Below are 25,838 nucleotides of genomic sequence, written 5' to 3' on the forward strand. Positions count from 1 at the left end.
TGTCAGAACTGACGTGGCGAGTTGTAGCGGATATTATTTAAGGAATAACTCATTGACATTACTGGCAGCTAAAAGTACCAGGATCAATAAACCAATGGCTCCGATTACCTTAACCGCCGGAGAATTTGTATGCTTACCCATTATCTTTTCGTCATTCGATACGGCATACAAAGCCAGCCCTATGAACGGCACCAGGAATATGGTCACGCTCTGCGCGAAGACGATTAACTCTAATGGCAGCTTTCCAAACCGGATAGCGATTATTGCGCCGAATACCATAACGAGGGCAATGAACAACTTAACCCTGCCGGAGCTCAGGTTACTTTCATGTCCGAGAGAATCTGCCATTAGTGTGCCTCCTATTGTTGCATTTCCAACAAGAGACGAAAAAGAAGCGCCAAAGAGACCGATCAGAAACAATGATGAAGCGTAATTTCCGAAGAGAGGCACCAGTGCTCTCGACATATCTGAAGCACTAACAACATTTATCCCCTGTTTATGTAAAACCGCTGCCGCACAAATCATGATAATCGCACTCATTAACCCAAGAATAAAAATACCGGTTATACTATTACTGTTGTGTTCCTTTATTTCCGGATTAACTTTTATTCTTTCTTGTACCAGGTAAGATTGATAAAATGCCGCAACCATCGAAAACGATGAAGCAAAAAAAGCAATTACAAGGCCCAGGGATCCGGGAGCCAAACTAGGGACAAATCCTCCGGCGATTGCCGCAAAGTCAGGCTTTATCATGAAGAAGGTGGTAAGAAATGCGAAGAGCATCAAAGCCACCAGAAATATCATCAACTTCTCCAATACTTTATAAAATCCCCTAAAAAAAAGCAAAGCCATCCCTAAAAGGTTGAATGTTATAATCCAAACAACAGGCTTTGTTCCAGTCGCTTCCGCGATCGCAATACCAACACCAATTGAATTTCCGGCCTGAAAGGAAGTCGTCACGATAAAGATGCCGAGGCCGACCGCGATAGCTGCCACCTGCCCCCACTTATGACGTATGGTTGTTAACAGCGAATGCTTTGTAGCAACTCCTATCCGGGCACCCATAATGGTAAAAACAGCCATAAAAAACATCGCTATGACAACAATCCAGAGTAAGGAATACCCATACTGGGATCCCAGTTTTGATGTGATAGTCATTTTACTGGGTCCGAAAACCACAGCTGCTATAATTATCCCTGGCCCAAGGGAAAGAAAAATACTTTTTAATGCACTCATGGAGCTTTTTGAGTCTGCCACAGCTGTACTTTTTGAATCATTATTTTCTGATACTTTCATCAAATCTGGTTTTTATATTTTTCGTCCGGGCATTTACGGTTACGCACCCGAATGTAGTAACTTTATTATATAAATCAAACTAATCACAATCCCTCTGAATCTTTTACGCACCTGAAGCCCAGATTACTGCTTGAACTATTAATTTCTCCTTTACCGCGACTTCCCGCTTTATAACGGATACAATATTGATCGCTGCAAAGAAAAGACCCTCCCCTCTGAACCCGCTTTACTGCTCCCGGCTCGGCAGGGTCAAAACTATCAGAAGGTCCCTTAGGATCCTTTTCCGGACTCCGGCTATAATAATCTCCCCGATAAAAGTCACTGCACCATTCCCATACATTTCCTTCCATATCGTAAAGTCCATATCCATTTGAGGGGAATGATTTGACAGGCGCCACCCCTTCGAATCCATCGTCAAGGGTATTTGCATCGGGAAAATTTCCCTGATAAATATTTGCCGCCCATTTACCTCCGGGCTTTAATTCTTTTCCCCAATAATATGGCAGATGTTCTTTTCCGCCACGGGCTGCGTATTCCCACTCCGCTTCGGTCGGAAGCCGCTTACCTGCCCATTTTGCATAGGCCTCAGCGTCTGTATAAGTAACATGAACAACAGGATCATTTGGCCTGCCTGTAACCGAGCTTTCAGGGCCTTTAGGGTTTTTCCACCTCGCCCCGGGAACATATGCCCACCATGCCAGGGGATTATCATAACTTACAGGTTGAGCGGTGGGAGTGAATACACCAGACCCCGGCACCAGATTTTCAAGCGGCACGCCCGGAAAATCGGCTGGGTCTAAAGGCCGCTCCGCTATGGTCTGGTAGTTTGTAGCCTTTACAAACCGCTCAAACTCCGCGTTCGTAACTTCATGTTCGTCCATCCAGAACCCGCTAACCGTAACCTTATGTACAGGTTGCGCATCAGGAAAAGCAGGATCTGCTGACCCCATATCGAAGGTACCTCCAGGAACCCATACCATTTTTTCTGGAACGGTGTCTACTACAGACTGAACGGTATCGCTAAGATCATTGGTAGTTGATCTGGTACAGGCCGAAAGCAATATCGCAGCAAGCAATGACCATACACTTAAGCGAGCATACGTCGCTGGTTGGGTCCGCAATTGGTAATGAAATGACATAGTTGATTTATTAACAAAGCTGATCAACAGGCTCATATTCTTCGGAAGTCGCTTCATATGCACCTCTCATTATTGCAGCTTTAGCCTCAATCCCCGAGATCTTTGATTGAGAACTATTGGACCGGGAATAAAGCCAAAAGGTTTGATAAATTTTATTTTTTGCCATTAAATAAGGATCTCAAATATTCTTCTCTTTTGTTCGGCATCCAAAGCTATCTTAACGGCTGCGGCATTGGATTCTAACTGCTTTACTGTAGATGAAGACGGAATCACCGGGCCCATCCCCGGAAGAGATAACATGTAAGCAATTACCAACTGGCTTAGTTCAACATTCAACTCACGGGAAATCACTCCGAGCTTTTGAAGTTTTTGAAAAATCGGTCCGGTTGCTTTCGATTCCATTCCACCTTCGTCAAATAAACGGTCGCCGGGTCCTATATTTTGGGGATCCAGATATTTGTCTGTCAGCAGGCCTCTTGCCATAGGGCTCCAGGCAATAAACGACATCCCCGTACTTTCGGCATAGTCCAGTACACCTTTATGGTTTTCGCTTTCACCATCCAGGATATCGAATTGATTTTGTACAGCCAGCAAGCGACAACGGGAGGATACCTGCTTTTCCAGAGATTGGTAAAGCCTGATTTGCTCTACCGTAAAATTTGAAACTGAAAAATATCTTACCAGATCTTGCCTTATAAGATCCTCCACCGCCATAAGACTCTCCTCAGGAGGAGTCAATGGATCAAACAAGTGGAAATAAAGCACATCGAGATAATCGGTTTGCAATCTTTCAAGGCTGGCGTACACTCCATCCATAATGTTAGTGCGCGACAGGCCACAGTGATTAGGTGTAATACCATCCATAGTTCCACCAAGTTTAGTAGCCAATACCACATTCCGCCGCTGATCAGGATTATTGTTGAACCAGGTACCTATTATCCTTTCAGAATTGCCGGATGCATTGTTATACCGGTTAGCGGTATCCCAAAAGGTCACACCCAATTCCAAAGCACGGTCCAGTATCTGAAGTGAAGTTTTTTCATCTGTACGGGAACCGTCGCCACTTTCAGGGTATCCCATTTTCCAGGTACCCAGGCCTACATCAGACACTTTGAGACCAGATCTTCCAAGTACACGAAAAGGCATCTCGTTAAACGTCTTCACTTCAAATGGAATATTGTAAAATTTCGTGTCTCTGTTCTGCATGTTCGCTTCTTTCATATGGATCTGATCGTTCAATTAATGAGTTCTTAAAGATATTCGTAAGTTATCAAGAATATTTATATTCTACACTTCATAGCCTGAACCGTGATAACAGGCGGGAGTTGTAGCTGAGAGCATGCAGAATTTATTATTGTTTGTCTTAAAACCATTTTGTGGTCCCACTAATACTTTGCAGTGATTGATAATCATCCTTCTGCGGTATACCATCCTTCAAAATAGTATATCCTTTCGGCGATCCGCCCGGCCACTTCAAATCTTTAACCTGTTCAGATAAAAGTTTGCGATGCTCCTTAATAATTTCTTTGCTTGATGGCTTATAGGCTATATTATTCCATTCATTATCATCCGTATCATGGTCATAAAGTTCTTCCAGGTTTATAAAGGGATAATAAATATACCGGTACCGGTCGGTCCTGATCGTGTAAGCGTCACCACCCGGGGCATCCGGGGCTTCTTTAAGAACATAACCGGTTACCACACCTTTGTGGTCAAAGCTTTTGCCTTTTAGCATAGGCACCAGGCTTTCTCCATCGACATAAGAGGGCGACTTTTCTCCTATCAATTCTGCAAGCGTTGGATACAGGTCTATTATTCCAACAGGTTTATGCGTAGAAGTTCCTCCTTTAGTAACTCCGGGCGCCGATATGAATAATGGAGCCCGGGTGGACCGCTCCCATAATGTAAACTTTTCCCAATTTTCCTTCTCACCCATATGCATTCCATGGTCGGACCATAAAACGATAATCGTATTATCTTTATACGCAGACTTTTCAAAAACGTCCAATAACCTTCCCAGCATTGCGTCGGTAAAAGATATCGTAGCCATATAAGCCTGGACAACTTTCTTCTGTTGGTCATTGTCAACTATAAATTTATGCAGCGGCCGTCTCCCATGAATAAATGCGTCACTAAGATCATTCTCCTTGATCTTGATTTCGGGAACTGATTCCAGCGGGTACATATCAAAATATTTCTGGGGAACTTCCCATGGATCGTGAGGTTTGGTTAATCCTACAGCGAGAAACAAAGGCTTTTCATATTTTTGACTGAGCTGGTAGTTTGCCCATTCAACAATTTGGTAATCAGCCATATATTCATCGCTATGAGCTATTGGCCCCCAGGTAAAATAATCAGGCTGTGTGCCAACAAACAATTTCGGGTCTATCTCTTTCAAAGGCGCCCTCACCTGAAAGGGAATTGGTATGGCCAGACTTGGATAATAATAATCCCAGCCCTTGGCTTCCGACTGGTTTACCGTAGCTCGCGGGGGTGCCAGTGTATGATATATTTTTCCTCCGGCAAGAGTTGTATATCCTCTGTTTTTGAAAAATTGCTCGATCGTTTCAACATCTCTCAGTGCCGGAACTTTTCTCCACTCGGGATTCCCCCATCCTGTTATACCTGATTTTGCGGGATGCACACCAGTCATTATTGCTGCTCTTGAAGGCGCACAGGCTGGTGAAGGGATATGCGCATTGGTAAAGCGCATAGACATTTTTGCGAGTCTGTCGAAGTTGGGTGTTTTAAGTCCCGGTATTCCACCAAATTCTGCCGGATTGACCCAGTCGTTCAGATCATCGATCGAAACAAACAACACATTCGGCTTAGCTGACGGAGATCTTACCTGAGCATTGCAGGAAAAAGCCAGCACTAGAAATATCAGTTGGATCAGAATGACCTTGATCAAAAAGTTTAAAAATTCGGTTTTAATGTGCAGCATCATCACGCAGTTCTATTTAGAATTAAAAGATATACTTAAGAAAACATACCAGACGGTTTGCCGCCCCGCTTGGTTATCCTGTCAAATGCAAGCAGGCTAATCATTAGCTGTCTCGGGTAATGATAGTGTTCAGCACGATTCGTGGTGTGCTTTTCAACTTTCCTGTCACCGCTATCTATAACAAAAGCATATTCAGGACGAACGAATTTAGTCCTGACATAATTCTCTGTTTCGGCAAAGCAATTCACTGCCCATTCATCACCTGTGTGCTCGATCATAATCAGCGCTCCTATCAGTATTTCTTCCTGAAGCCAACGCACTTTGGATAATAAATACTTGTTTGAAGGGATGTCGTCGAACGCGTGAAAATGCCCGCCAAAGACGTTGTCTTTAGCTATTTCAACGTGACGTTTAAATTCGTCAGACGCCCGTCTGAAAAGCGCTGCATCTTTAAGCAATACAGCATAATTCATTACAAATGCCAATGTTTCACAGCCATGGCCTATATCACCATAACGGGATGCGATCGGGTCTGCCAGCGGACTAAGATCATGCGCCAGAGCCTCATTTAACACCCCATACTCTTTAGTTAAATGATGATTCAAGATCGCGTCTACACAACGATCGGCGAGCAAACGAATCCTATCATCGTGCTGCTGTTTGAGTATTTGCGTAGACAGACTAAGCAGGATCATCCAATGCCCGAGGATCCTCGGACCCGGCAATCTGTTTTCTGCTTTATAGGGGTATTCGAAATCAGGCCGGTCATATCTTTCCACAGCCTTTAGAATAATTTGAATAGCCTGGTCCAAATACTGTTTTTCGCCTGTGGCCTTTGAGTATTCAGCAAGTCCTTCCGCAACGAAAAGGTTGCCATATATATCGCCCGGCACCTTTCCAATCGGCCTTCCTTCTCTTGTGAAGCTCGAAATATAATATGTATCGTCTGATGGCAAGAGCTTTAAAATAAAGTCCTTGGATTTCTTAGCAATCTCCAAATAACGCGGGTTCTTTTCAAAATTGTTATACAGGAACGAGTACATCCAAATACCCCGCCCCTCGAACCAGGCACGCTTGTTTGTACTTAATGTCTTTCTGTTCAGAATATCAACGGTACACATGAAACCGCCGTATTCATGATCTACAACCAGGCTATCCATGTTTGGTATGAATTTGTGAAATAAAGCCTCCCTGTAGGTTTCCTGGAGCTTACTGATATCAAGCCCTTTGATTATACGTAGATCAGGCTCTGACGGGCTTATTCGCGTAAGATTGGCATAAGCCGGTACAATTCCAACTCCCAATAGGCCAAGACCTGACAGTGAGTTTCTCCTGATAAAGCTGCGTCTAGAATAGTCCGTCATTCGTATTTATTATTATTCTATAGATTTCGTAATGTGCAGAAAAAATTGCAATTCCCTATCCGAACAATCCTGAAACCCTCCCTTTTCTGTCAATGATCCTATTCAATGCCAGTAGATTAAGCATAAGATGCCGCGGATGATGATAATGCTCTGCGCGGTTTTTCTGTACCACCTTCAGCTCCCGGTCGCCCGCTGCAGGCCAAAATAGGTACCCATCGCGATCGAAATTCTTTTGCACGAAGGCCAAGGTCTCCCTGAAGCAGTTCCGGGCCCATTTGTCCCCCGTATGTTCTGCGAGAAAAAGAGTACCTATCAGAACTTCCTCCTGCAGCCACAACACTTTGTCCAACTTCCAGATATTGTTGCTTACGTTATCAAGCGAGCGGAAATATCCTCCATAAACGCCATCCTTAGCTGCAGTTACATGTCTTTTAAATATCCGCGCGGTCTTATCGAGCAGCTGCTGGTCCTTCCGGCGTGCGGCTTCGAACATTAGCATCCAACAGGTCTCAATTCCATGACCGGTATAGGCAAAATCACCAAAGGAATTCTCTGGTCTGCTAAAGTCGTGATTTAAAACCTCATTAAATAATTGATATTCAGGATTAAGATGATGATTAAGCAGGGCGTCTAAACACCTGTCGGCAATGTTTTGTATATCCGGATCGGGCCCATTCTCCAGCATTTGAGTAGCAGCCCGCAGGAAAACCATCCAGTGACCAACTACCCGCGGCGCAGGAATTTTTGGAGCTTCGGCATTCAGATAAGCTACATAGTAATCATAATCCGGCCTGTCATAGCGGGCCATAGAGTTCATTACGATTTTCCTGGCCAGCTCTGTATAGCTGCTTTCACCAGATGCTTTCGCGTATTCAGCAAGACCCTCAGCGATAAACAAGCCTGTATATATATCGCCCGGACCAGACAGCGGTTTTCCCTCGCGTGTAAATGAAGTCGGCCAGAATGTATCATCTGCTGGCCGCAGCTTTAAAATCAGGTCCTTTGACTTCCTGGCTATCTCGAGATATTTCGGGTTCTTTTCGATATTGTTGTACAAAAATGAATACGTCCAAAGGCCCCGGCCTTCAAACCATGCACTTTTGTTCGTTCCCAGCTGCTCGCCTGATTGGATATCCACAGAACAGTTAAACCCTCCGAACTGAGAATCAATAACGAATTTATCCATATTGGGGATAAACTTTTCAAAAAGATCTGAACGGTATTTGGTCTGCAGGTTTTCGAGTAATTGTGCCTGGTCCGGATCAGCAAAAACGTCTTTCAGACCACTGGCCACCGAACCCGATTTAACAACATTACATCCCGCAATGCTTCCCATGCTTAAACTTGCAAACATGGCATTTGACATAAATTGTCTTCTTTTCATATTGCGGGGTTTTCGTGGGAATTTACAGTTTATATTAAGAATTTCGAATAAACTAAAATACAATTATTTTAATTGTTTCATGCTTCTTCAAAACTAATTTTGTCTGAATAGACCTGCTCGTGTACGTTAACATAATGCGAACGAATACTAAATGTGCGATAAATCAGCATGGAAGCAGCACAGCCATGATCCATCCTGTAGAGCAGGACCTGGCAGGCTGGCATTTCCCCCAAAATTGTGACAATTCAAAAATGTAACATTACTGATCATAAGTCTCTTTGAACGAGCTCTTGGCATATCTTTAGCACTTGATTTTCACAGACGAAAATCAATTTTGGCTTATAACAGCCGGTTAACAATGCTCGTATGTTTAGAATTCTGATTACATCTTTATTTCTCTTTGGTTCTTTTGCTGGCTATGCACAAACTTATTCTGTTCAAGGAACTGTAAAAGACACCGCCGGCGTGCCTCTAACGGGCACAGTCGTTAAACTAAAATGGGGAACTGACAGTACTGCAACGTCAGTTAATATTGATGGCGACTTCTCACTTAGCAACATCAAATCACCAGATTTTACGCTTTCTGCTGCATTCATAGGTTTCCAAACATATATTAAGCAGTTTAAAATTGAAAATGGCACCAGTCTGACTATTCCACCGATTGTTTTAAAACAAGGGGTAAACACTTTGAATGAAGTTGTTATCACAGCGGTGACAGCCATGAAGGTAGGCGAAGACACCGTGACCTTCAATGCTTCCTCCTTTCCTGTGAGGCAAGGTGATGCCGTTGATGAGCTATTACGAAAATTACCGGGCGTTAAAGTTGATGCCGACGGGAATGTTACTAACCAGGGGCAAGCTATTACAAAGATCCGGCTGAACGGCAAAGACTTCTTTGGGGGGGATGTAGCAACAGCTATTAAAAACTTACCGGCTGATGTCATAAAGAATCTTCAGTTTATCGACGATTACGGAGATCAGGCTAATCTCACAGGAATAAAAACCGGTGAGCCTGAAAAGGTACTGAATATAACGATCCAGGAAGATAAAAATAAAGGCTATTTCGTTAGAGGAAATGCGGGGTTAGGTAATGAAGATCGTTATAATACAGGAGTCAGGGGGAATATCTTCCGGGGTGAGGAACGCTTTTCATTCGATGGTACAGTGACTAACGCCAATCGCGGAGGCGGTGGAGGGAATGGTATAACTGCCACTAATGCCGCGGGCCTAAGCTACCAGAACGAATGGAATAAAAAGCTTTCGGTCGATGCCGGATACAATTTCAACAATCGGCGGAATAACACGATCGGGAAAGCGTTCACACAGAACTTTCTGGAAACATTTACACGACTTGAAGACGAATCAACCAATAATAACAGCGATAATTATAACCATAGCCTATCGGGAAACCTGGAGTACCGCAAGGATTCTTTAAACTTTCTTAGGATATCTCCCCGTATCTCATATAACACAGCCAAAACTGACAATTTCGGACTTTATACGATAACGCAGGAGAATTTGCTTACGGTAAGAGATAACCAAACCTCTACCGATAATTCTTCGGCAAATATCTCCACTAACGTGTTCTACAATCATAAGTTCCGCAAAAAAGGAAGGAATATCAGTGTACGGGGGAATGTGAATTTCTCTAACGGCGACAACTTCAGGAACGTACTTAATGACTATGTGATTACGCAATCCGGAGTCGATTCTCTTCGGTTACAGAACCAGTTAATCGATAATACTAACCGTAACTTCCAAACCCATTTATATGCTGCATACATGGAACCTCTTGGAAAAAGAAATTATATCGAAGCCAGCTATAGTTGGAACCGGTCGGTTAACAGCACCAATAGAAATACCAATGATGTGTTAAGTGGTGTGCAGGTGTTCAACCCGGATCTAAGCAACAAATATGAATATCAGTTCGTTACTAACCGTGTCGGATTAAACTATCGCTTCATTGAGAAAAAATACAACTACACCCTCGGTGTTAATGCGCAGCCGGCCTTGCTTACCGGCCAGAACCTAAGCAGGAATATTAACACCCGCAAAAGCACTTTCAACTTCATCCCTTCTGCAAGATTTGTCTACAATTTTACGAAACAACAATCGCTGCAGGTAAATTACTGGGGTAGAAATAACCAGCCTGGATTTGTGCAGCTGCAGCCCATTACTGATAACTCTAACCTGCAAAACACGGTTACCGGTAACCCTAACCTGAATCCCGAATTCATCCATATGATTAATGCCCGCTACAACCAAACAGATTGGAATATGGGGCATTTTCTAACGGCAAACGTCATGTATAACCGTACAGAGGATAAAATTGTAACTACAAAAATGTTAGTTCCCGGGACAATTAACCAGGTTACAAGTTATACCAATACCGACGGCTTTTATACCTTAAGCGGAGACTATTCCTATGGTAAACCCTTTGCCGACCGGAAATTCACTATTACTTACAGCGGTAATGCTTCATTAAATAACAACGTTGCCTTCATTGACGCAAGTAAGAATATAGCGAAGAATTTTTACCTGCGGCAGGAGTTGGAGTTCGAAGTCGATATTAAAGATGTGATCGATGTCGAATTTGAAACATCTTATGGGATTAATACTACCAAATATTCACAGGAGAACTTTGAAGATCGCCGAACCAATTCTATGCGTTATGTGATCAGGGGGAGAAACTTCTTTTTTAAAGACCTCACAGTGGGTTATAATTTAAGCAAAACGGTAAACACCGGATTTGACAACTCAATTGTAAAGAACCCGACTATCCTCGGAGCTTTTACTGAATACCGGTTCCTTAAGGACAATAGAATGCGAATTCGCCTGGAAGCGTTTGACCTTTTGAATCAGAATACAGGTATATCGAGAGACGTATTTGACAATATTATTATCGACCGTCAGACCAACCGGCTCGGAAGATATTTCATGCTTTCCCTGAATATGACCCTGAGAAAGTTCGGAGGCAACGGTCCGCCTCCTGACAATCAACATCGCCCAGGCGGACCCGGCCGGCCGGGCGGCTATGGGAACCGCAATTAATCCAGTATTACCCCATACCGGGTCGCTCTTGCCATCCTGGAATAATAGTCATAAAGTGTTTTTGAAATGTTAGCTATAAGGTCCTGGGGCGCGGGCCCTGCTTTATAATTCTCCATAACTGCAACAGCGTAAGGGCGCTTAGCCATGTATATGATTCCCCATTCGGTAGACACCCCTCCCATCCCGCCGGGTTTGAAAGCAATCTTAGTACCGGTATTTTGCGGCAATCCCCTGGCGAGCTTACTGTTGTCGATCGGATTCTTTTGCAATATGAGTAATATTTCGTCAGAACTCGCTTTATCAATGAACTTTCCGTCATACAGCAACTTCATGATCTTTACAGCTTCTGCCGGAGTTGAGATATTTTCCTCGTTTCTCAAAGAGGCAGGCTGATCGATCATCTTACGTTGCACGCGTGTGTTTTTTAACCCAAGGGATTCCATAGTTGCATTGATATTATTCAGCCCGACAAGCTCAATAAGGGTATTCGTCGCCGAGTTATCACTCAGCCCGATCATCAGCGTACAATAATTACGGATACTTAAGGAGACTGGGTCCATCATGACATTTAGTATTCCTGAACCGCCCACTGTATTAGATGCTGTCAATGGGCGGGTATCGCTAAGTGCGAATTTCCCTTCCCTGGCCTGCTTATAAACCTCCATCAGTATAGGGATCTTAATGGCGCTTGCCTGGGCAAAAACGATATCCTGGTTAATAGCGAAACTATCTCCTGTGGTGAGATCAACCGCCATTACGCCAGACAGGAACGGAGAAAAATTGACAATGTCCTGCAGCTGTTTTTCGGCTTTTTGTTTGAGGATGTCTTTTGCTGTTTGGGAGAAGGCGATTTGGCTGGTGAAGGAAATACAGATCAGTAATAATAGCTTTTTCATTGTAATTGAGTTTGTATGCCTTTGTAGTGATGCAAGACTAAGATAAATGAATAGACACGCGAACCTAAAATAAAAGCGATTGATGTGAAAAGGATACACGATTATAATATGGCTGCGGACTTTCCGCCGTCATCTGTTTATGAACCTCAGGCAGCATAGCTAGCCTTCAATTTTATTTAGCAAGAAAATCCAAATTCTCCGTAATCCTCTTCCCCTGCGTCTTAAACGCTTCTATATATTCAGCGATCCGCCTCTTGCCTGTTTCGAGATCGGAGTTATTGAGGTTGATGTTCAACAGATCAATGAACCAGGGAATCTTAAACTCGTTAAAGACGTAGATATCTGCTATTTCTTTAGCGATCGGCAAAGTGGTTGTTTTTGAGGCATCGTACACATCTTTATTTCCCGCTTTCAACAGCTTCCCGTACTCCTCTTCCATTAACCGTTCAAGCAATTCCCTGGTAAATGTGTCACCTGCCCTCACTCCCGTCTCCGGGTCATCCTCTGTAAACTTAGCACCTTTACTAAGCCATTCCCATATAATGCTTAGCCTGATCTCCCCTGTTGCCATGTCTTCCATCAGATACAGGATATCATCATTGCCGAAATAATCTGCCGCTTTCAGCGCAGCAGCCTGCATCCCCTGGCCAAAGGCGTTACCATATTGAACGGCAACACTTAGCAAGTTACGCGCGCCCCTTATCGTTATAGGAGCCGGCTCAATCAATATGAGACCATCGGCGTCTCCCTGTGTATAGGTCAGGGGCGGGAACTTCCTCCCCAACTGGTTTGGTTCACCTATTTTCTCCCAAACTGGTCTTACAATGTTTACCATTTTCCAGTGGGCAACCCACTTCCCGCTTGCCCCCTCACGCTGTTCGCGCTCAGCTCCCGCTACAGCCTTTTGCATACTCGACGACACTCCTTCTTCCGACCCCACCGGGATATTAGGCTCCATACCACCCTGCCAAAGAGCAAAGTTCCCATTTATATCCGGAGTGTTCACGGCCCGGCGCACACGGTCTTCGTAGTTCCGCATATAGCCGTAGGTCATCGTGATTGATTCAATGTTAGGATTGATAAAGCTCTTATCCCAGGCCATAGCGTCTGACACACTGTTAATATAATCCCATCTCCCTGTATTGTATCCAACGAAATGCCTGCCAAGAACGGCTCTGATCTCCATGAGCATATGAGTAGCCTCAAGCTGCTCCACCAGCAGGTAGACCTTAATAGTGCCCTCCGCCAAACCAAGGTGCCCTTCCAGCGCCGTAAGCATTTCATTCCATAAGGCAGCTTCTTCTGCAGTCTGGATCTTCGGCAAATAAAGCACTATCGATGAGCCGGCCTTTTGAAGTTCCTGGTAATTATTAACCACATACAAGGTCAGGTCGGCTATTGAAGCTGCCAGCGCTACGCCATCGGCATCACGAATATGACGATCATCGAGATGCAGCCCGCGGCAACGGAATATCTTAGTAGTAAAATCTAATTGCGACCTCCAGTCCTTAACCATCGGATAACCCAGGAAGCCCTCCGACCAGCGGTTCATTTCGCCGGCCACCTGCTCCGCTACTTTGAGGAAAACGGGATCTCTCCGGATCGCCAGTTTCAGATTACGCTGGTTATCCAGCGACATGCTGTCTATCTGGCCAAGAGCATCCTCACCATCGAACATCCAGCCATCGGCGCCCGACAGCAACGCATAAGCAACATTTCGTATACTGCTTTCCAGGCTGGCGTTGGGCTTTGCCGCCGGACCAGTGCCCTGGATCCACTGGCGCTGAAGGTCGGCGGGAATCTCCGAACCTTCAAACTTCCCGTCCCTTGCATCCTGCACCCTGATGTTTGTGCGTGGAATAAGGCTGTCAGCATCATAGAAGCTAACGCGCTTGTGATCTCTCTGGCGTTCAGCGCGTCTCCTGATCCGCTTGTCCATTAACTCCTTCACATCTTTATTGAAATGCACCATCGCCGAGAAGGCGCTAAGTGCCTCACTGGTATAAACATCATTGTATTCTTCCCGCAAATTATCACGGATTATAATATTTAAGTCTTTCATTCAGTTATTGTTTAATCAGGAAAATAGTCATACTTAAGGGGCCATGGGCGCCTAGCACCAATGCTTGTTCAATGTCGGCTGTTTTAGACGGGCCGCCTATAAACCCGCCGAAGCCATAGTCTTCGGATGCGATCTTTCCATAGGCATCATGCATCGTGGATACCAGGCTGTCTTCGGTAACAACTACTGCCAAATGCTGGCAGATATATGGGATGATCCGCTGTCCCATCACGCTTTCTGTTAACCAAACCGCTCCGTTCTCGGCTACCGCCAGCCGTGCCCTTATTATTGCCAGCTCTACGTCGTCAAAGCTGTGAGGATCAACCTCTGTGTTTATTAATTCTGCCACATCTGAGAGCTCCGGCAAGGTGGTCACAGTACGCTTTGATATATCGAAGTGCTCAGATAGCAGGGGTTTGATGTGTTCTAATTCACTAACCGCTATTACCTGTCCTCCTATGCCCGTAAACACTTCCGTGTACCTGGAGGCGATGTCTGCTTCGACCACCTTGAACATCGATATATCAGGCAATGGCGATAGCGCAGGCTGGTTCTTCTTTACTGCTGCCAGGATGGCTTCTCTGCTGTTCATCAGTGTTTATCTTTGCTATTAATATTCTTCTTGTACCATTCGCCAAATGACTGCTTCGGACTTCCAGGCATATCTCTTTGCCTGTACCAGGGATTCAGCTTATGGTTTACAGCGAAAGGTGCGTGGTTTAATATCCAGCGACCGGTTTTTCCAGCCGTCTGATACATCTCCGGAGAGGAGAAGGTGAGCGACATAGCCTTCATGCTAAATGTTTTGCGATTGGCTACATAACCCTCCTTCACGATCACCTGCCGCCACTTGTACAGCTGATCGTGTATGGGTATTTTCACCGGGCATACATTGGAGCATGATCCGCAGAGTGTAGATGCGAACGGAAGATCGGCATGCTGCTGCATATCCAGGTTTGGTGCAAGGATAGCCCCGATCGGTCCTGATATGGTATTGTGATAGCTCAAGCCCCCGCTTTTACGGTAGACCGGGCAGGTGTTCATACATCCTCCACACTTGATACATTTCAGTGAATCGCGGAAATCCGGCCGCGCCATCAGACTGCTCCTTCCCTTATCAACCAGGATAAGATGCATTTCCTGCCCCGGCCGCGGTTTCTTAAAATGACTGGAATATATCGTGATCGGCTGACCAATAGCGCTGCGGGCAAGCAGTCTTAAAAAGACTCCCAGGTGTTTCCTTTCCGGTATCAGCTTTTCCAGTCCCATAGAAGCTATCTGCACTTCCGACAGGTGTGCACCCATATCTGCATTGCCCTCGTTGGTACAAACCACGTACTCACCGGTTTCAGCAACAGCGAAGTTGACACCAGTAAGTGCGGCCCTGCGGGTGAGGAACACATTCCTCAGGTGCTTCCGGGCTACGCGCGTAAGTAATGTAGGATCCGACAGGCCCTTTTCCGTACCCAGATGCTCATGGAACAACTCCCCTATTTCTTCTTTCCGTTTATGGATACACGGCAGAACAATATGGCTCGGCGGCTCATTATCGATCTGCTGGATATACTCACCCAGGTCCGAATTGATCACATCAATACCTCTTTCGTGCAGATACTCGTTCAGACCGCATTCCTCTGTGAGCATAGATTTACTCTTAACCATTTGAGTGATCTCTTTCGCCTTAAGGATCGAGTATACGATCTGGTTATGTTCTTCGGCATCAGCTGCCCAATAAACCTTTACCCCGTTCTTCTTCAGGTTATCTTCAAACTGGACCAGGTAATCGTGAAGGTTAGAGATCACGTTGCTTTTTATGGCCGAGGCAGCCTCCCGCAGTTCCTCCCACTGAGGCGTCTGGTTGGCAGAGCGGTCGCGTTTCTGCCTGATCCACCATAGTGCACCGTCATGCCAGTCGACACGTTCTTCGTCTCTGTTAAACTGTTCCGCTAAAGTTGCGTGGTCTGCGGTGCTCTTCATAATGCCGGCATATTGCTATTTAATATCTCTGCAATGTGAATTATCTTGACATTGCTCTTATTTCGCTGAAGTATTCCTTCCATATGCATCAGGCATGAAAGGTCTGGTGAGGTAATATATTCTGCACCATTCTTGGTGTGGTCTGTGATCCGGTCCTTGCCCATCTTTACTGAAACTGACTCTTCCGCGATACAAAACAAGCCCCCGAAACCGCAGCACTCGTCCTTCCGGTCAAGAGAGATCATTTCGATTCCCTGCACCATATTCAGCAGATGCTGTGGTTTAGAGAAATCAGGAGCCACCAGTTCGCTCATCTGCGCCAGGTGCAAGCCCCTAAGTCCGTGGCAGCTCTGATGTATCCCGACCTTATGCGGGAAATAAGCGTCCAGGCTTTCGATCTTAAGCACGTCCGTAAGGAATTCGACCAGTTCATAGATCCTGCCCCTGATGGCTGTTGCCGCAGCTTCATCAGCATGTGAATGCAGATGATCCTTGATATGAAGTACGCAACTGGCGGACGGGGCGACGATATAGTCGAAGCCTGAGAAATTCTCAATAAAAAGATTGTTACATGACTGGGTCATGTGCTCAAATCCTGAATTGGCCATTGGCTGTCCGCAGCAAGTCTGCTTTGCAGGGTAAGTTACCTCAACTGCAAGTTTCTGCAGGAGCTCCAATGTAGCAATAGCAGCAGCAGGGTAAAGCTGGTTAATGTAACAGGGAATAAAAAGGGCAACTTTCATAAAACTAGTCTATAAAACCCGCACAAAGGAGCAGGTAAACTTTCAACAAATTAGTTTATTTTTGATAAAGAAAAAATAATTAATTGTACTCCTGCTATGCCCGGCAATGATGTCCCGGCCCACGCAGACACTACCTGGTAATTTAGCCCTTATATGCTTAGAAACTTCTCCCTTTTAGTCCTGTGTGTAATAAGTATTACGCAATTGTTATTTGCCCAGAATTTAAAAACGCCGGGAATCCACACGGAAACTGTCAAGTTCGGCGGGCTCGACCGTAAATACATGTATTATATTCCGCAAGGGTACAATGAAAAAGCAAAGCTGCCCGTTGTTTTCTTCCTGCATGGCATGGGTGCCAGCGCCCAGATCGGCGTTAACGTGCTGGGTCCCCAGTTCCATGCACGCGCAGAGCGCGATAAGGCCATCGTGGTATATCCAGAGGCCACTTCAAAGCACTGGAACGATAAGCTTGGTGGGAGTTATCCCTTAACAGACAGCGTAAATGATGTGGGATACATCAGTTCGCTGATAGACCTTTTTATCAAAGAGTTTAAAGGCGATCCCTCACGCATATATGTATCGGGAAGTTCAAACGGCGGCATGATGACCTACCGCTTAAGTGTAGATATCCCCGGGAAGATCGCGGCTGCAGCACCCTTTATTTCGTCGATAAGCGACGAGGTTGCGGCGCAGTTTCCCAGTGCCGAACCTATCCCGATCATCATCACCAGCGGCACTGCGGACACGGTTATAAAATGGAGCGGCGGACCTATCCGGGTAACGCGCACTGCGAGTATATTATCCGGCGATGCGAATGTGGCCTATTGGGTTAAGCGTAATGGTGTGAGCGCTAAGCCGAAGATCACCACGCTTCCTGATATTGAGCCGGGCGACAAATCTACCGTGGAGGTTCAGGAATATAAGGGCAAGTACGATGTGGTCTTGTATAAGATCGTAAATGGCCACCATCAGCACCCTACATTAAGAGAGGCCGGCAAGCCTTTGGTACCGGGAAAGAATATGGATTATAATTCTTTTGAACGGGTGTGGGATTTTATGCTCAGCTATAAGAAGTAACAGCAGAACTACGGAGCGGCTGGTGATTTATGGACAATGACATCAATGCATGGAACATTTGCCCCAGCTACGCAGTGAAGTTGAACAGTTATTAGGTGAATAGCCACTATCAATGTCTGTCCTGACGTTATTTTAATTAGTCATTCGTAACTTGCCGTTCTTAATTCGGACCCAAGCACATGCGCGATATCACCAGCAAACAAGTAACCCTTCGTACGGCCCGGGCCGTTGGCATTATATTTTGTTCAGCGAACTCTATAGGACTGATCAATTCGGGCTCCCTGCCTAAAGGTAATTTGTTTGATGTGGCTCGCGCTGCCGGTTTTCTCGGTGCGAAGCTGACACCGCAGCTCCTGCCCCATTGCCACCCGGTAACTATCGATGGGATGGATTTCACTTTCGAATTCCTGAGCCGGGAGCTTCATGCGGAGCTGTTTGGCGATGCGATTGCCGCACGTACCGGTATCGTTATTTCCGGAGAAGCTAAGTCCATTGGCCGGACGGGTATTGAGATGGAGACGCTTACGGCTGTATCCGTCGCAGCGCTGGAGATCTACGATATGTTAAAACCAGTGGATACCGGCCTTGAGATCGGCCATATTAAACTGCTGGAAAAGAAAGGCGGCAAGAGCGACCGGAGCCGGTTTACTGAAACAACTCCGACCTGCGCTGTACTTGTCTGTTCAGATTCCACAGCAGCAGGTACTCGTGAAGATAAGAGCGGCAGGCTGGTATCTGCCATGCTTGAGAACGTTAAGGCCAGTGTATTACATTACAAAGTGCTCCCTGACGACAAGGAAGCCATTCAAGCCCAGATCAAAGCCTGGGTAGCTGATGATGTCCAGTTCATTTTTACCACCGGGGGTACAGGACTCGGGCCGCGGGACAATACCACGGAGGCTGTATGTGAGATCCTCGAACGCAATGCAGATGGCATATCGGAGGCTATGCGCAGCTTCGGCCAGGCGCGTACTCCACTGGCAATGATGAGCCGCTCTATTGCAGGCACTATCGCAAGCACCCTGATCGTTACCCTGCCGGGAAGCACCAACGGCGCCCGCGAATCGCTCGAGGCCATTTTGCCCGGGGTGTTTCATGCAAGAAAGATGATGGAGGGAGGCTCTCACTGACCGCTATCTAAGTACCATCCTACGCTGATCCTACGCATAAAGTATCACTATCCCTGTGTGATCCTATAGCTGTCCTGGCTCTCAGCGTTCTCATCCTATAAGCGAAAATCACTTATTGAACCGGTGAAAAAACCGCGTTCTATTTTCACCTAGAAATTTCCGCCGTTTACCGAAAAAGTTCCGCCCTCCGCCTAATAGCTGTATGCCAGCGTCGATCTGCGCTATACTTTTGATCAACGAAACAAACCAGATAAAATATAAACACAAAACTTAAACTTAAAAAACAAGCGTTATGAAAACTCTAAAAAGCATCGCAGCAGCATTATTAATCGCATTCTCATTATCATCATTTGCAGCAGACGGAACTGCTAAGGAGAAGCTGGAAATGAATTATGCATTGAAAACCTACATTGAGGCAGTAACCGTTGGTAAGATTACCGCGCTTCCGGAAGTACTTGACAAAAACGTAAAATTCACTTCAACAAGAGGCGAAAACATCATCAGCCACAACCGCTCAGAGATGTTAAATGTTTTGAAAACCACTGAAAACGTAAAGCAAAACTGTGTTACTGAATTCAGCGTGATTGAATCTACTCCATCTGCAAGCGTCGTAAAGGTTACCATGAAATATGACAACTTTTCAAAAGTGAGCTACCTTAACCTTGCAAACACCACCAAAGGCTGGAAAATTACAAGTGTTAGCACTTCCTTTATATAAATTCAGACCTTATCTTTGATGAAGCCAGTCTCTTAAATGGGGCTGGCTTTTTTGTAAAGGATCGGTGCCCTCTAACTATAATATCTCTATAAACATTTGAAACACCCGCGCTACTGGATCCGGCTGATTCAATTATTAATCATCGGCTTCAGCCTTTCATCTTTATTTCTCAGATCTATTCCCCCTTCATATACAGATTTAAGGTTGACCAGGTAAAACGCCCAACCATGGGAACAGCCCAGGCGGACAAACTTCTTAGACTTATCATCTGTGGGGATATTATGCTGTTTCAACTCAACTATAGTGTATCCTTTGTCTTCGCTAAGCCGCACATCTACCAGGCATTCTCCTTCGAAAGTAAACTGCAGGAAATCCTTCCCGTTTGCCTGTATGATCCTTCCTTTCATTGGATCCTTATATAAATACCACAGCCATTCATAGTTCGATCCCGCAGAAGCACTTTCAACCGGGTTCGGCCCATCGGTTCCCACGAAAGTCACCTTTTCAAGGAACCATTTTTCAAGCTCAGCTGCATTGGTCCAGGCTTTATATACATCAGCAATATTCGCTTTTACAGCAATCGTTTTGGTGAAGGATGTCCAATCAAAATCTTCCATTTGGGTTTAGATCTATGTGATCGCCTAAATTACAAGTTTTGGTATTATTTCCGCAGTGATGGTTCTGTCTCCACGATATTCAGAAGTAAAAAGTCATCGAGGTTTCCGCCTGCGCGGGATGCGATGGCTATCGGATGATATCGCTGTGGGGGAGGGAGCATGCGGTTTATACCGCGGCAGCCAGCCTGCTTGTACTTCTGTAAACGAAGTTATTATAGATGTGGCGCCTTGCAAAGCGACCTGGCGAGTCGGCATTGATCAGCTTGATATACACAGCTCTGGGCACATCGAAATATTCATAAACACTGCCGTCTGCAAAACTGACCTTCAGTACCTGGGACTGGTACTCGAAATCAAGCATCATTGAAGTGGTTGTGGTTAGCGTATATTCGGCGAAAGACTGGTTATGCGTTTCGGGAGCTATGCTCACCAGGAAATGATAGGCTTCAATAATAGTCTTGCTTTTCTCTTCAGCTTCGACCCTGGCCTCAGGCGAATCGGTGAACTTGTCGGGATGCCATGTTTTCATCATGGTGCGGTATACCGTCTTCAGGGCCTGAAGGTCTGCATTCTTATCAACTTCTAGAAGTTTCCGGTAATCAATTATTTTCTTCATGCTGTGCTTATCATCGTATGAAAGCATGGAACACCTTCAATAGAATTCTGCGAAGGTAGAAAAAAATACTATACCGGTATCAGGTCTGTATACCAGAACCCGCTCAGTTTGCCGGCAGATGCAGCTGGCGTGGTGCAGCTATCGTCAGCGTCCATTGGCTGCTTGTATTCTTTGAAGACTTTCTCGCCGTCTCTAAAACGGACAGGTTCCCTGAAGATAGGTCCGTCGAATGCGAAGGTGTGGAATTCTCCGTTCTCGCCGCAGATGTCGATATCTTCCGGGAAAGCGAGCAGCAATTCCTTTGTAAGTTCCCTGCCAGCCAGCCGCTCGAGCTGATGCTGTGTACAAACTATTGTGGTGCGAAAGCCAAGATCCAGAAACTCGTGGATAAGCTCGGTGGTATCGCGCTTCCATAAGGGAAACATAGCCTGCAAGCCTGCCTCAGCGAGACGGTCTTCCCGGTATTTCCTCAGATCTTCCAGGAAGATATCCCCGAAGATGGAGTGGGTGATCCCTTCTGCCTTAAATTTTTCGAGGTGCGTCCTCATGGTATCATCGTACTCTTTCATTCCCGGCATTTCAGGAAGCCTGATCTGGTGAAGAGGAATTCCGATAGACCGGGCCTGTCTGATCAGCAGCTCTTCCCTGACGCCATGCATCGACACCCTGTTCACGCTGTCGTTAACCGAGGTGACGAGATACCTGACATCCAGCCGTGGGTCCTGCAGGCAATGATAAAGTGCAAGCGCGCTGTCTTTGCCCCCGCTCCAGTTGAAAATACAGGAAATCTTAGGCTCCATCCACGCTCCCCCTGATCTGTGCGGCAAGTCGCGACGGCGCAACTTCGCAATAGGCCGTGCTTAAGATGTCAAGAAGCATATCTTCCCGTACAGCTCCGAGATCCACCAGCGTCCAGCCCTGTTTACCCCATTTGTTTGGAACCGGATAGATAATATTCTTGTCGAACGCCGAAAATACATCCTGGTCTATATCAGACAGCTTAGCGCATACACGGTTCTCCTTCAGGTTCATGGTAGCAAATATCTTCTTACCAATTCTGAAGGAAGGCTTTTCAAAATGAGGCTCTTCATGCGATTCAGGGAATGAAAGCGCCAATTCACGGCAGGTTTGTTCTGTGACCATTTGAATTTTTTAAGAGCATCGCCAAGCTGTGCTTTCACACCTGCTCAGCCATGCCTCAAATGTAATAAAAGGTAATTCAGGAGATTAAAAATCGAATATATCGTCCAGGAATGATTTCTTCTTTTTATGAGGATTTGCCCTGTAATACTCGCTGTTATGCTTACCGTACTCGTATTTCCTGGAATCAGCCTCGTAGTTTTCGCGATTTGAATAATGTTCGGCTGATCTTTCAATTATCTTCTCCAATTCTCCCCTGTCGAGCCATATTCCCCGGCAATCAGGGCAATAATCTATTTCTATACCTTTTTTATCTGTTATCAATAATGTTGTTTGACAATTTGGACACTTCATGTTTATCTATACTTATGTGAATTGGTTCTAATTTTTGTTCTTTTCAACTGGTTCTACCGTTCCATAAAATGAAATAGGCTGGCGATTGACGCTGTTTACCTGCAAGGTTCCATATCCCGAGGGACTGATGGAAAGTGTCAGCGTAGCAGGGTCGCTCGGCTTATTGAGTTTCACTATCACGGTTTGTCCGCCCCTAGATGACGTTTTGGTTTCGTAACTGAAGTCGGACGAAGTAAACGTGAGCGGGCTATCGGTAGAACCATATTGCGCCCGGTATGCAGTTCCGAAATACGGAAGAAAGCTGCTTAATGAGTCGTCTAAAAAGCGTACTTCATAATAGGATGAAGTTAACCGGATGTTGCCTCCGGACATAGGAGTAGCCGATTCTGGCTTGAATATAAACGATCTACTATCCACGAGGCTTTTCATACGGGCATTCTTTTGTGATTTGCTTTGCGCAAGAGATACCGTCGAAATACAGACGAGTAAGGCTATGCTGCTTATTATTATCTTGAACGTTTTCATAACACTAATTTTGAGGTTAAAGGGTCAAAAACCATGCTAATATTAAACGTTCAGATCGCGGCTATCGTGTGTTAAAAACACAACCGGTTTGGTCATGCCGGTTATGTTAATTTAATTGTTAAGCTGGTAGTCTTTTACAGGAGACCAGAGATTAAAGTCCTCTGATTCTCCTGTTTAAATGACTGTCTTGAACACATCGAGCTCGGCAAATGGCTGGCTTCTCAACCTCTTACCAGTTGCCTTGAAGATCGCATTCGCCACGGCACCTCCCGTTGGCGGAAGCGCTGGCTCCCCAAGTCCTGTTGGATCTATACCATTGTCGACAAAGTGTGTTTCAATTTCAGGGATCTCTTTCATCCGGATCAGGCGGTAGCTGTCGTAGTTCCTTTGCTGCGCTGCGCCATCTTTAAAACTAAGCTTGCTGTACATCGCGTGTCCCAGGCCATCAACGATGCCGCCCATTACCTGCTGGCGTGCGCCTCCGAGGTTAACCACCTGCCCGCAATCTGCAACAGCAACTATCTTTTTAACGACAGGCATACTACCCTGCATTTCTACTTCCGCCACCTGGGCAACGTAAGAAGCATGTGAGAAATACACACTAAAGCCCTGTGATACATTTTTATTTTTACCCCAGTTCGACTTCTCAGCCGCAAGCTTGATCACACCGATCATCCGGTCGACATCATAGCGCACCGGACCTGCAGGGCTTTTCTTAGCCTTTTCCAATAGTTCAAGCCTGAATGTCACCGGGTCTTTGCCTGCCGCCACAGCTACTTCATCCAGGAATGATTGCTCAGCATAGGCCAGGAAATTAGTTATCGGCGCACGCCATGCACCGGTGGTTATGGGCGACTTATGTTCTACTGAATCTATTAAAAGGTTGTCGACAGAGCCTGAAGGGAAATTATTCTCCCGTGTAGAATTGCCGGCATTTATTCCAACACCTCTTAATTTATAACCGGTCATATTACCCGATGCATCCAGCGCTGCTTCAAAACGATAGCGTACTGCCGGGCGGTAGGTACCACCGGTCATGTCATCTTCTTTTGTCCAGATAAGCTTGATAGGCGCTTTCATGATGCTCGACAATTCGGCTGCTTCTACAGCGAAATCATTGTTGAGTCTCCTTCCGAAACCACCTCCCAGGCGGGTAAGCTCTAAACTTATCTTATCCTCCGGAACTTTGAGCAGCTGAGCAACCTGTGTACGGGCCCGTGCAGGTGTCTGGGTAGGGCCGGCGAGTTCAACGCTATCAGGTTTTACGTGAGCAAAGAAGTTCATGGGCTCCATCGGACTGTGAGAAAGGAATGGGCACTGATATTCTCCTTTGACAACTTTAGCGGCATTCTTAAATGCGGCATCTACGTCGCCCTCTTTGCGGCGCACGGTGGCCGTTCCACTGTCCATTAAAGAAAGGAAAAGCTTGTTGTGATCATCTGTACTTTCAATATCTCCCTCCTTCTCATATTCTATCTTAAGCAGCTTCCTGGCTTTCATAACCTGCCAAGTCGACTTTCCTACGACAGCAACGTTATTCTTAAAACTAACCACATCGACGATGCCTGGCATCGCTTTCGCAGCAGCCGAATCTACCGACTTAAGTTTCATCCCAAATGATTCAGGTCGCTGTATCATCGCGAAAAGCATACCTTCACGTTGGAAATCAAGGCCAAAAAGCGGCTTGCCTGTAACTATCTTCTTATTTTCCACGTTCCTGACACTGGATCCGATCAGCTTAAAGTCTTTCCTGTCTTTAAGTTTTACATCAGTGGGTACAGACAATTTCGAAGCTGCTTCGGCCAGCTCACCATAGCTTAATTTTTTGCCCGACCGGTGGCTTACATAGCCGAGCGATGCGGTGCATTCAGATTCAGGTACAGACCATTGCTTTGCTGCCGCCTGAATGAGCATAGCTTTGGCTGTTGCTCCTGCCGTCCGGAGCAGTTTCCAGGAATGCGGTACTGCACCGCTGCCCCCTGTAAGTTGCCGGTCGAATTTGTTATCCAGGTTTGCCTGTAAAACTTTAACCTTTGTCCAATCAGCTTCGAGCTCTTCAGCCACTACCATTGGAAAAGAGGTCATAATATTTTGTCCGAGCTCAGGGTTAGGCGACATGATGGTCACCACCCCGTCGGTAGCGATAGACAGGTAGCTGTTAAACCCGATGTTTCCCGCTAGGGCAGCATCAGAAACAATAACAGGCGCTGCCTCTACATTAAACCAGTTGAAGCCCAATACAAGTCCCCCGCCGGTAATAGCTGTCATCTTTAAGAAATCGCGCCGGCTGTTTTTAATTACACTTTCCATAATGATCAGGCTTTAGTACTTGCTAATTTAACTGCTTCGCGGATGCGGTGATAGGCGCCGCAACGGCATATATTACCATGCATAGTATTTGCAATATCCTCGTCGGAAGGCTTTGGTGTCTTTTTCAATAAAGCCGCAGCCGTCATGATCTGGCCGGCCTGGCAGTAACCGCATTGCGCTACATCAACTTCGTCCCATGCCAGCTGTAAAGGATGGTCTCCTTTCTCGGATAGACCTTCTATCGTAATTACCTGAGAGTTGCCTACGGCAGACACCGGGTACACACAAGAGCGGGTTGCTCCCCCGTTTACATGAACGGTACAGGCACCGCACTGGGCGATCCCGCAGCCATATTTAGTTCCCACCAGTCCCAGATGGTCACGAAGGACCCAAAGAAGAGGGGTATCCGGTTCAACATCCGCCTGCAGTGTTTTACCGTTAACTTGAAGTTTATAAGTAGCCATAAATTAGGTATTGGTCGTTTTAAAAATAACT

At 45.8% G+C, this 25,838-nt stretch carries 23 protein-coding genes; 4 read left to right on the forward strand and 19 right to left on the reverse strand.

The genetic code is table 11. From position 1 onward, the window contains the following. Positions 1 to 33: 33 nt before the first annotated feature. The 6 genes from P2W76_RS06975 to P2W76_RS07000 form a co-directional block, all read right to left on the reverse strand. The gene (locus P2W76_RS06975) at positions 34 to 1,296 is read right to left on the reverse strand and encodes an Nramp family divalent metal transporter (RefSeq protein ID WP_276346938.1); all 1,263 of its coding nucleotides are present in this window, start codon (positions 1,294 to 1,296) and stop codon (positions 34 to 36) included. A gap of 83 nt (positions 1,297 to 1,379) precedes the next feature. Continuing rightward, positions 1,380 to 2,435, reverse strand: coding sequence for a formylglycine-generating enzyme family protein (locus tag P2W76_RS06980; RefSeq protein ID WP_276346939.1), 1,056 nt, complete (start codon positions 2,433 to 2,435; stop codon positions 1,380 to 1,382). Between the two features lie 165 nt (positions 2,436 to 2,600). Then, positions 2,601 to 3,674, reverse strand: a complete 1,074-nt coding sequence (locus P2W76_RS06985; protein WP_276346940.1) for an aldo/keto reductase — start codon at positions 3,672 to 3,674, stop codon at positions 2,601 to 2,603. 124 nt (positions 3,675 to 3,798) lie between these two features. Next, the gene (locus P2W76_RS06990) at positions 3,799 to 5,346 is read right to left on the reverse strand and encodes a sulfatase (RefSeq protein ID WP_276346941.1); all 1,548 of its coding nucleotides are present in this window, start codon (positions 5,344 to 5,346) and stop codon (positions 3,799 to 3,801) included. Positions 5,347 to 5,414: 68 nt separating this feature from the next. After that, positions 5,415 to 6,743: an AGE family epimerase/isomerase gene (locus P2W76_RS06995; RefSeq protein ID WP_276346942.1), complete on the reverse strand. Its 1,329-nt coding sequence runs from the start codon at positions 6,741 to 6,743 to the stop codon at positions 5,415 to 5,417. A gap of 55 nt (positions 6,744 to 6,798) precedes the next feature. Then, entirely contained in the window at positions 6,799 to 8,127 is a 1,329-nt protein-coding gene (locus P2W76_RS07000; protein WP_276346943.1) for an AGE family epimerase/isomerase, read from the reverse strand. Between the two features lie 366 nt (positions 8,128 to 8,493). On the opposite strand from P2W76_RS07000, the gene P2W76_RS07005 reads away from it, so the two are divergent. Further along, the gene (locus P2W76_RS07005; protein WP_276346945.1) at positions 8,494 to 11,178 is read left to right on the forward strand and encodes an outer membrane beta-barrel protein; all 2,685 of its coding nucleotides are present in this window, start codon (positions 8,494 to 8,496) and stop codon (positions 11,176 to 11,178) included. On the opposite strand, the gene P2W76_RS07010 is transcribed toward P2W76_RS07005, so the two are convergent. The 5 genes from P2W76_RS07010 to P2W76_RS07030 all read right to left on the reverse strand — a co-directional run bounded on the left by P2W76_RS07010 (position 11,175) and on the right by P2W76_RS07030 (position 16,856). Beyond that, positions 11,175 to 12,074: a serine hydrolase gene (locus P2W76_RS07010; RefSeq protein ID WP_276346946.1), complete on the reverse strand. Its 900-nt coding sequence runs from the start codon at positions 12,072 to 12,074 to the stop codon at positions 11,175 to 11,177. The two genes, P2W76_RS07005 and P2W76_RS07010, sit on opposite strands and share 4 nt — an antisense overlap. Before the next feature lie 172 nt (positions 12,075 to 12,246). Continuing rightward, on the reverse strand, positions 12,247 to 14,136 hold the full coding sequence (locus P2W76_RS07015) for a hypothetical protein (protein WP_276346947.1): 1,890 nt from the start codon (positions 14,134 to 14,136) through the stop codon (positions 12,247 to 12,249). Positions 14,137 to 14,140: 4 nt separating this feature from the next. Further along, entirely contained in the window at positions 14,141 to 14,728 is a 588-nt protein-coding gene (locus tag P2W76_RS07020) for an LUD domain-containing protein (RefSeq protein ID WP_276346948.1), read from the reverse strand. After that, positions 14,728 to 16,113 (reverse strand): lactate utilization protein B, encoded by a 1,386-nt coding sequence (locus tag P2W76_RS07025; RefSeq protein WP_276346949.1) that lies wholly within the window; start codon positions 16,111 to 16,113, stop codon positions 14,728 to 14,730. Before P2W76_RS07025 ends, P2W76_RS07020 begins: the two co-directional genes overlap by 1 nt. Beyond that, positions 16,110 to 16,856, reverse strand: coding sequence for a (Fe-S)-binding protein (locus P2W76_RS07030; protein WP_276346950.1), 747 nt, complete (start codon positions 16,854 to 16,856; stop codon positions 16,110 to 16,112). The genes P2W76_RS07025 and P2W76_RS07030 overlap by 4 nt, the downstream gene beginning before the upstream one ends. A gap of 153 nt (positions 16,857 to 17,009) precedes the next feature. On the opposite strand from P2W76_RS07030, the gene P2W76_RS07035 reads away from it, so the two are divergent. From P2W76_RS07035 to P2W76_RS07045, 3 genes are all read left to right on the forward strand, one after another. Then, positions 17,010 to 17,933, forward strand: a complete 924-nt coding sequence (locus P2W76_RS07035) for a PHB depolymerase family esterase (RefSeq protein ID WP_276346951.1) — start codon at positions 17,010 to 17,012, stop codon at positions 17,931 to 17,933. Positions 17,934 to 18,112: 179 nt separating this feature from the next. After that, on the forward strand, positions 18,113 to 19,063 hold the full coding sequence (moaCB, locus tag P2W76_RS07040; protein WP_276346952.1) for a bifunctional molybdenum cofactor biosynthesis protein MoaC/MoaB: 951 nt from the start codon (positions 18,113 to 18,115) through the stop codon (positions 19,061 to 19,063). A 292-nt stretch (positions 19,064 to 19,355) separates the two neighbouring features. Continuing rightward, positions 19,356 to 19,781 carry a nuclear transport factor 2 family protein gene (locus P2W76_RS07045; protein ID WP_276346953.1) on the forward strand — a complete coding sequence of 142 codons (426 nt, stop codon included), beginning with the start codon at positions 19,356 to 19,358 and terminating at the stop codon, positions 19,779 to 19,781. 128 nt (positions 19,782 to 19,909) lie between these two features. Here the strand turns inward: P2W76_RS07045 and P2W76_RS07050 are convergent, their stop codons facing one another. The 8 genes from P2W76_RS07050 to P2W76_RS07085 all read right to left on the reverse strand — a co-directional run bounded on the left by P2W76_RS07050 (position 19,910) and on the right by P2W76_RS07085 (position 25,807). Beyond that, a complete protein-coding gene (locus P2W76_RS07050; RefSeq protein WP_276346954.1) occupies positions 19,910 to 20,398 on the reverse strand; it encodes an SRPBCC domain-containing protein in 489 nt (162 codons plus the stop codon). Positions 20,399 to 20,564: 166 nt separating this feature from the next. Beyond that, the gene (locus P2W76_RS07055; protein ID WP_276346955.1) at positions 20,565 to 21,014 is read right to left on the reverse strand and encodes a KTSC domain-containing protein; all 450 of its coding nucleotides are present in this window, start codon (positions 21,012 to 21,014) and stop codon (positions 20,565 to 20,567) included. Between the two features lie 68 nt (positions 21,015 to 21,082). Beyond that, a complete protein-coding gene (locus P2W76_RS07060; RefSeq protein ID WP_276346956.1) occupies positions 21,083 to 21,814 on the reverse strand; it encodes a diphthine--ammonia ligase in 732 nt (243 codons plus the stop codon). Beyond that, complete coding sequence (locus tag P2W76_RS07065) at positions 21,804 to 22,157, reverse strand: MmcQ/YjbR family DNA-binding protein (RefSeq protein ID WP_276346957.1); 354 nt, start codon at positions 22,155 to 22,157, stop codon at positions 21,804 to 21,806. Before P2W76_RS07065 ends, P2W76_RS07060 begins: the two co-directional genes overlap by 11 nt. An 84-nt stretch (positions 22,158 to 22,241) precedes the next feature. Next, positions 22,242 to 22,508, reverse strand: coding sequence for a zf-TFIIB domain-containing protein (locus P2W76_RS07070; protein ID WP_276346958.1), 267 nt, complete (start codon positions 22,506 to 22,508; stop codon positions 22,242 to 22,244). Between the two features lie 27 nt (positions 22,509 to 22,535). Continuing rightward, the gene (locus tag P2W76_RS07075; protein WP_276346960.1) at positions 22,536 to 23,033 is read right to left on the reverse strand and encodes a DUF4251 domain-containing protein; all 498 of its coding nucleotides are present in this window, start codon (positions 23,031 to 23,033) and stop codon (positions 22,536 to 22,538) included. Positions 23,034 to 23,207: 174 nt separating this feature from the next. Then, positions 23,208 to 25,343, reverse strand: coding sequence for a molybdopterin cofactor-binding domain-containing protein (locus P2W76_RS07080; RefSeq protein WP_276346961.1), 2,136 nt, complete (start codon positions 25,341 to 25,343; stop codon positions 23,208 to 23,210). Between the two features lie 5 nt (positions 25,344 to 25,348). Next, positions 25,349 to 25,807 carry a (2Fe-2S)-binding protein gene (locus P2W76_RS07085; RefSeq protein ID WP_276346962.1) on the reverse strand — a complete coding sequence of 153 codons (459 nt, stop codon included), beginning with the start codon at positions 25,805 to 25,807 and terminating at the stop codon, positions 25,349 to 25,351. Positions 25,808 to 25,838 lie beyond the last annotated feature (31 nt).

The sequence above is a fragment of the Daejeonella sp. JGW-45 genome (assembly GCF_029360805.1).
Classification (GTDB): domain Bacteria; phylum Bacteroidota; class Bacteroidia; order Sphingobacteriales; family Sphingobacteriaceae; genus Daejeonella.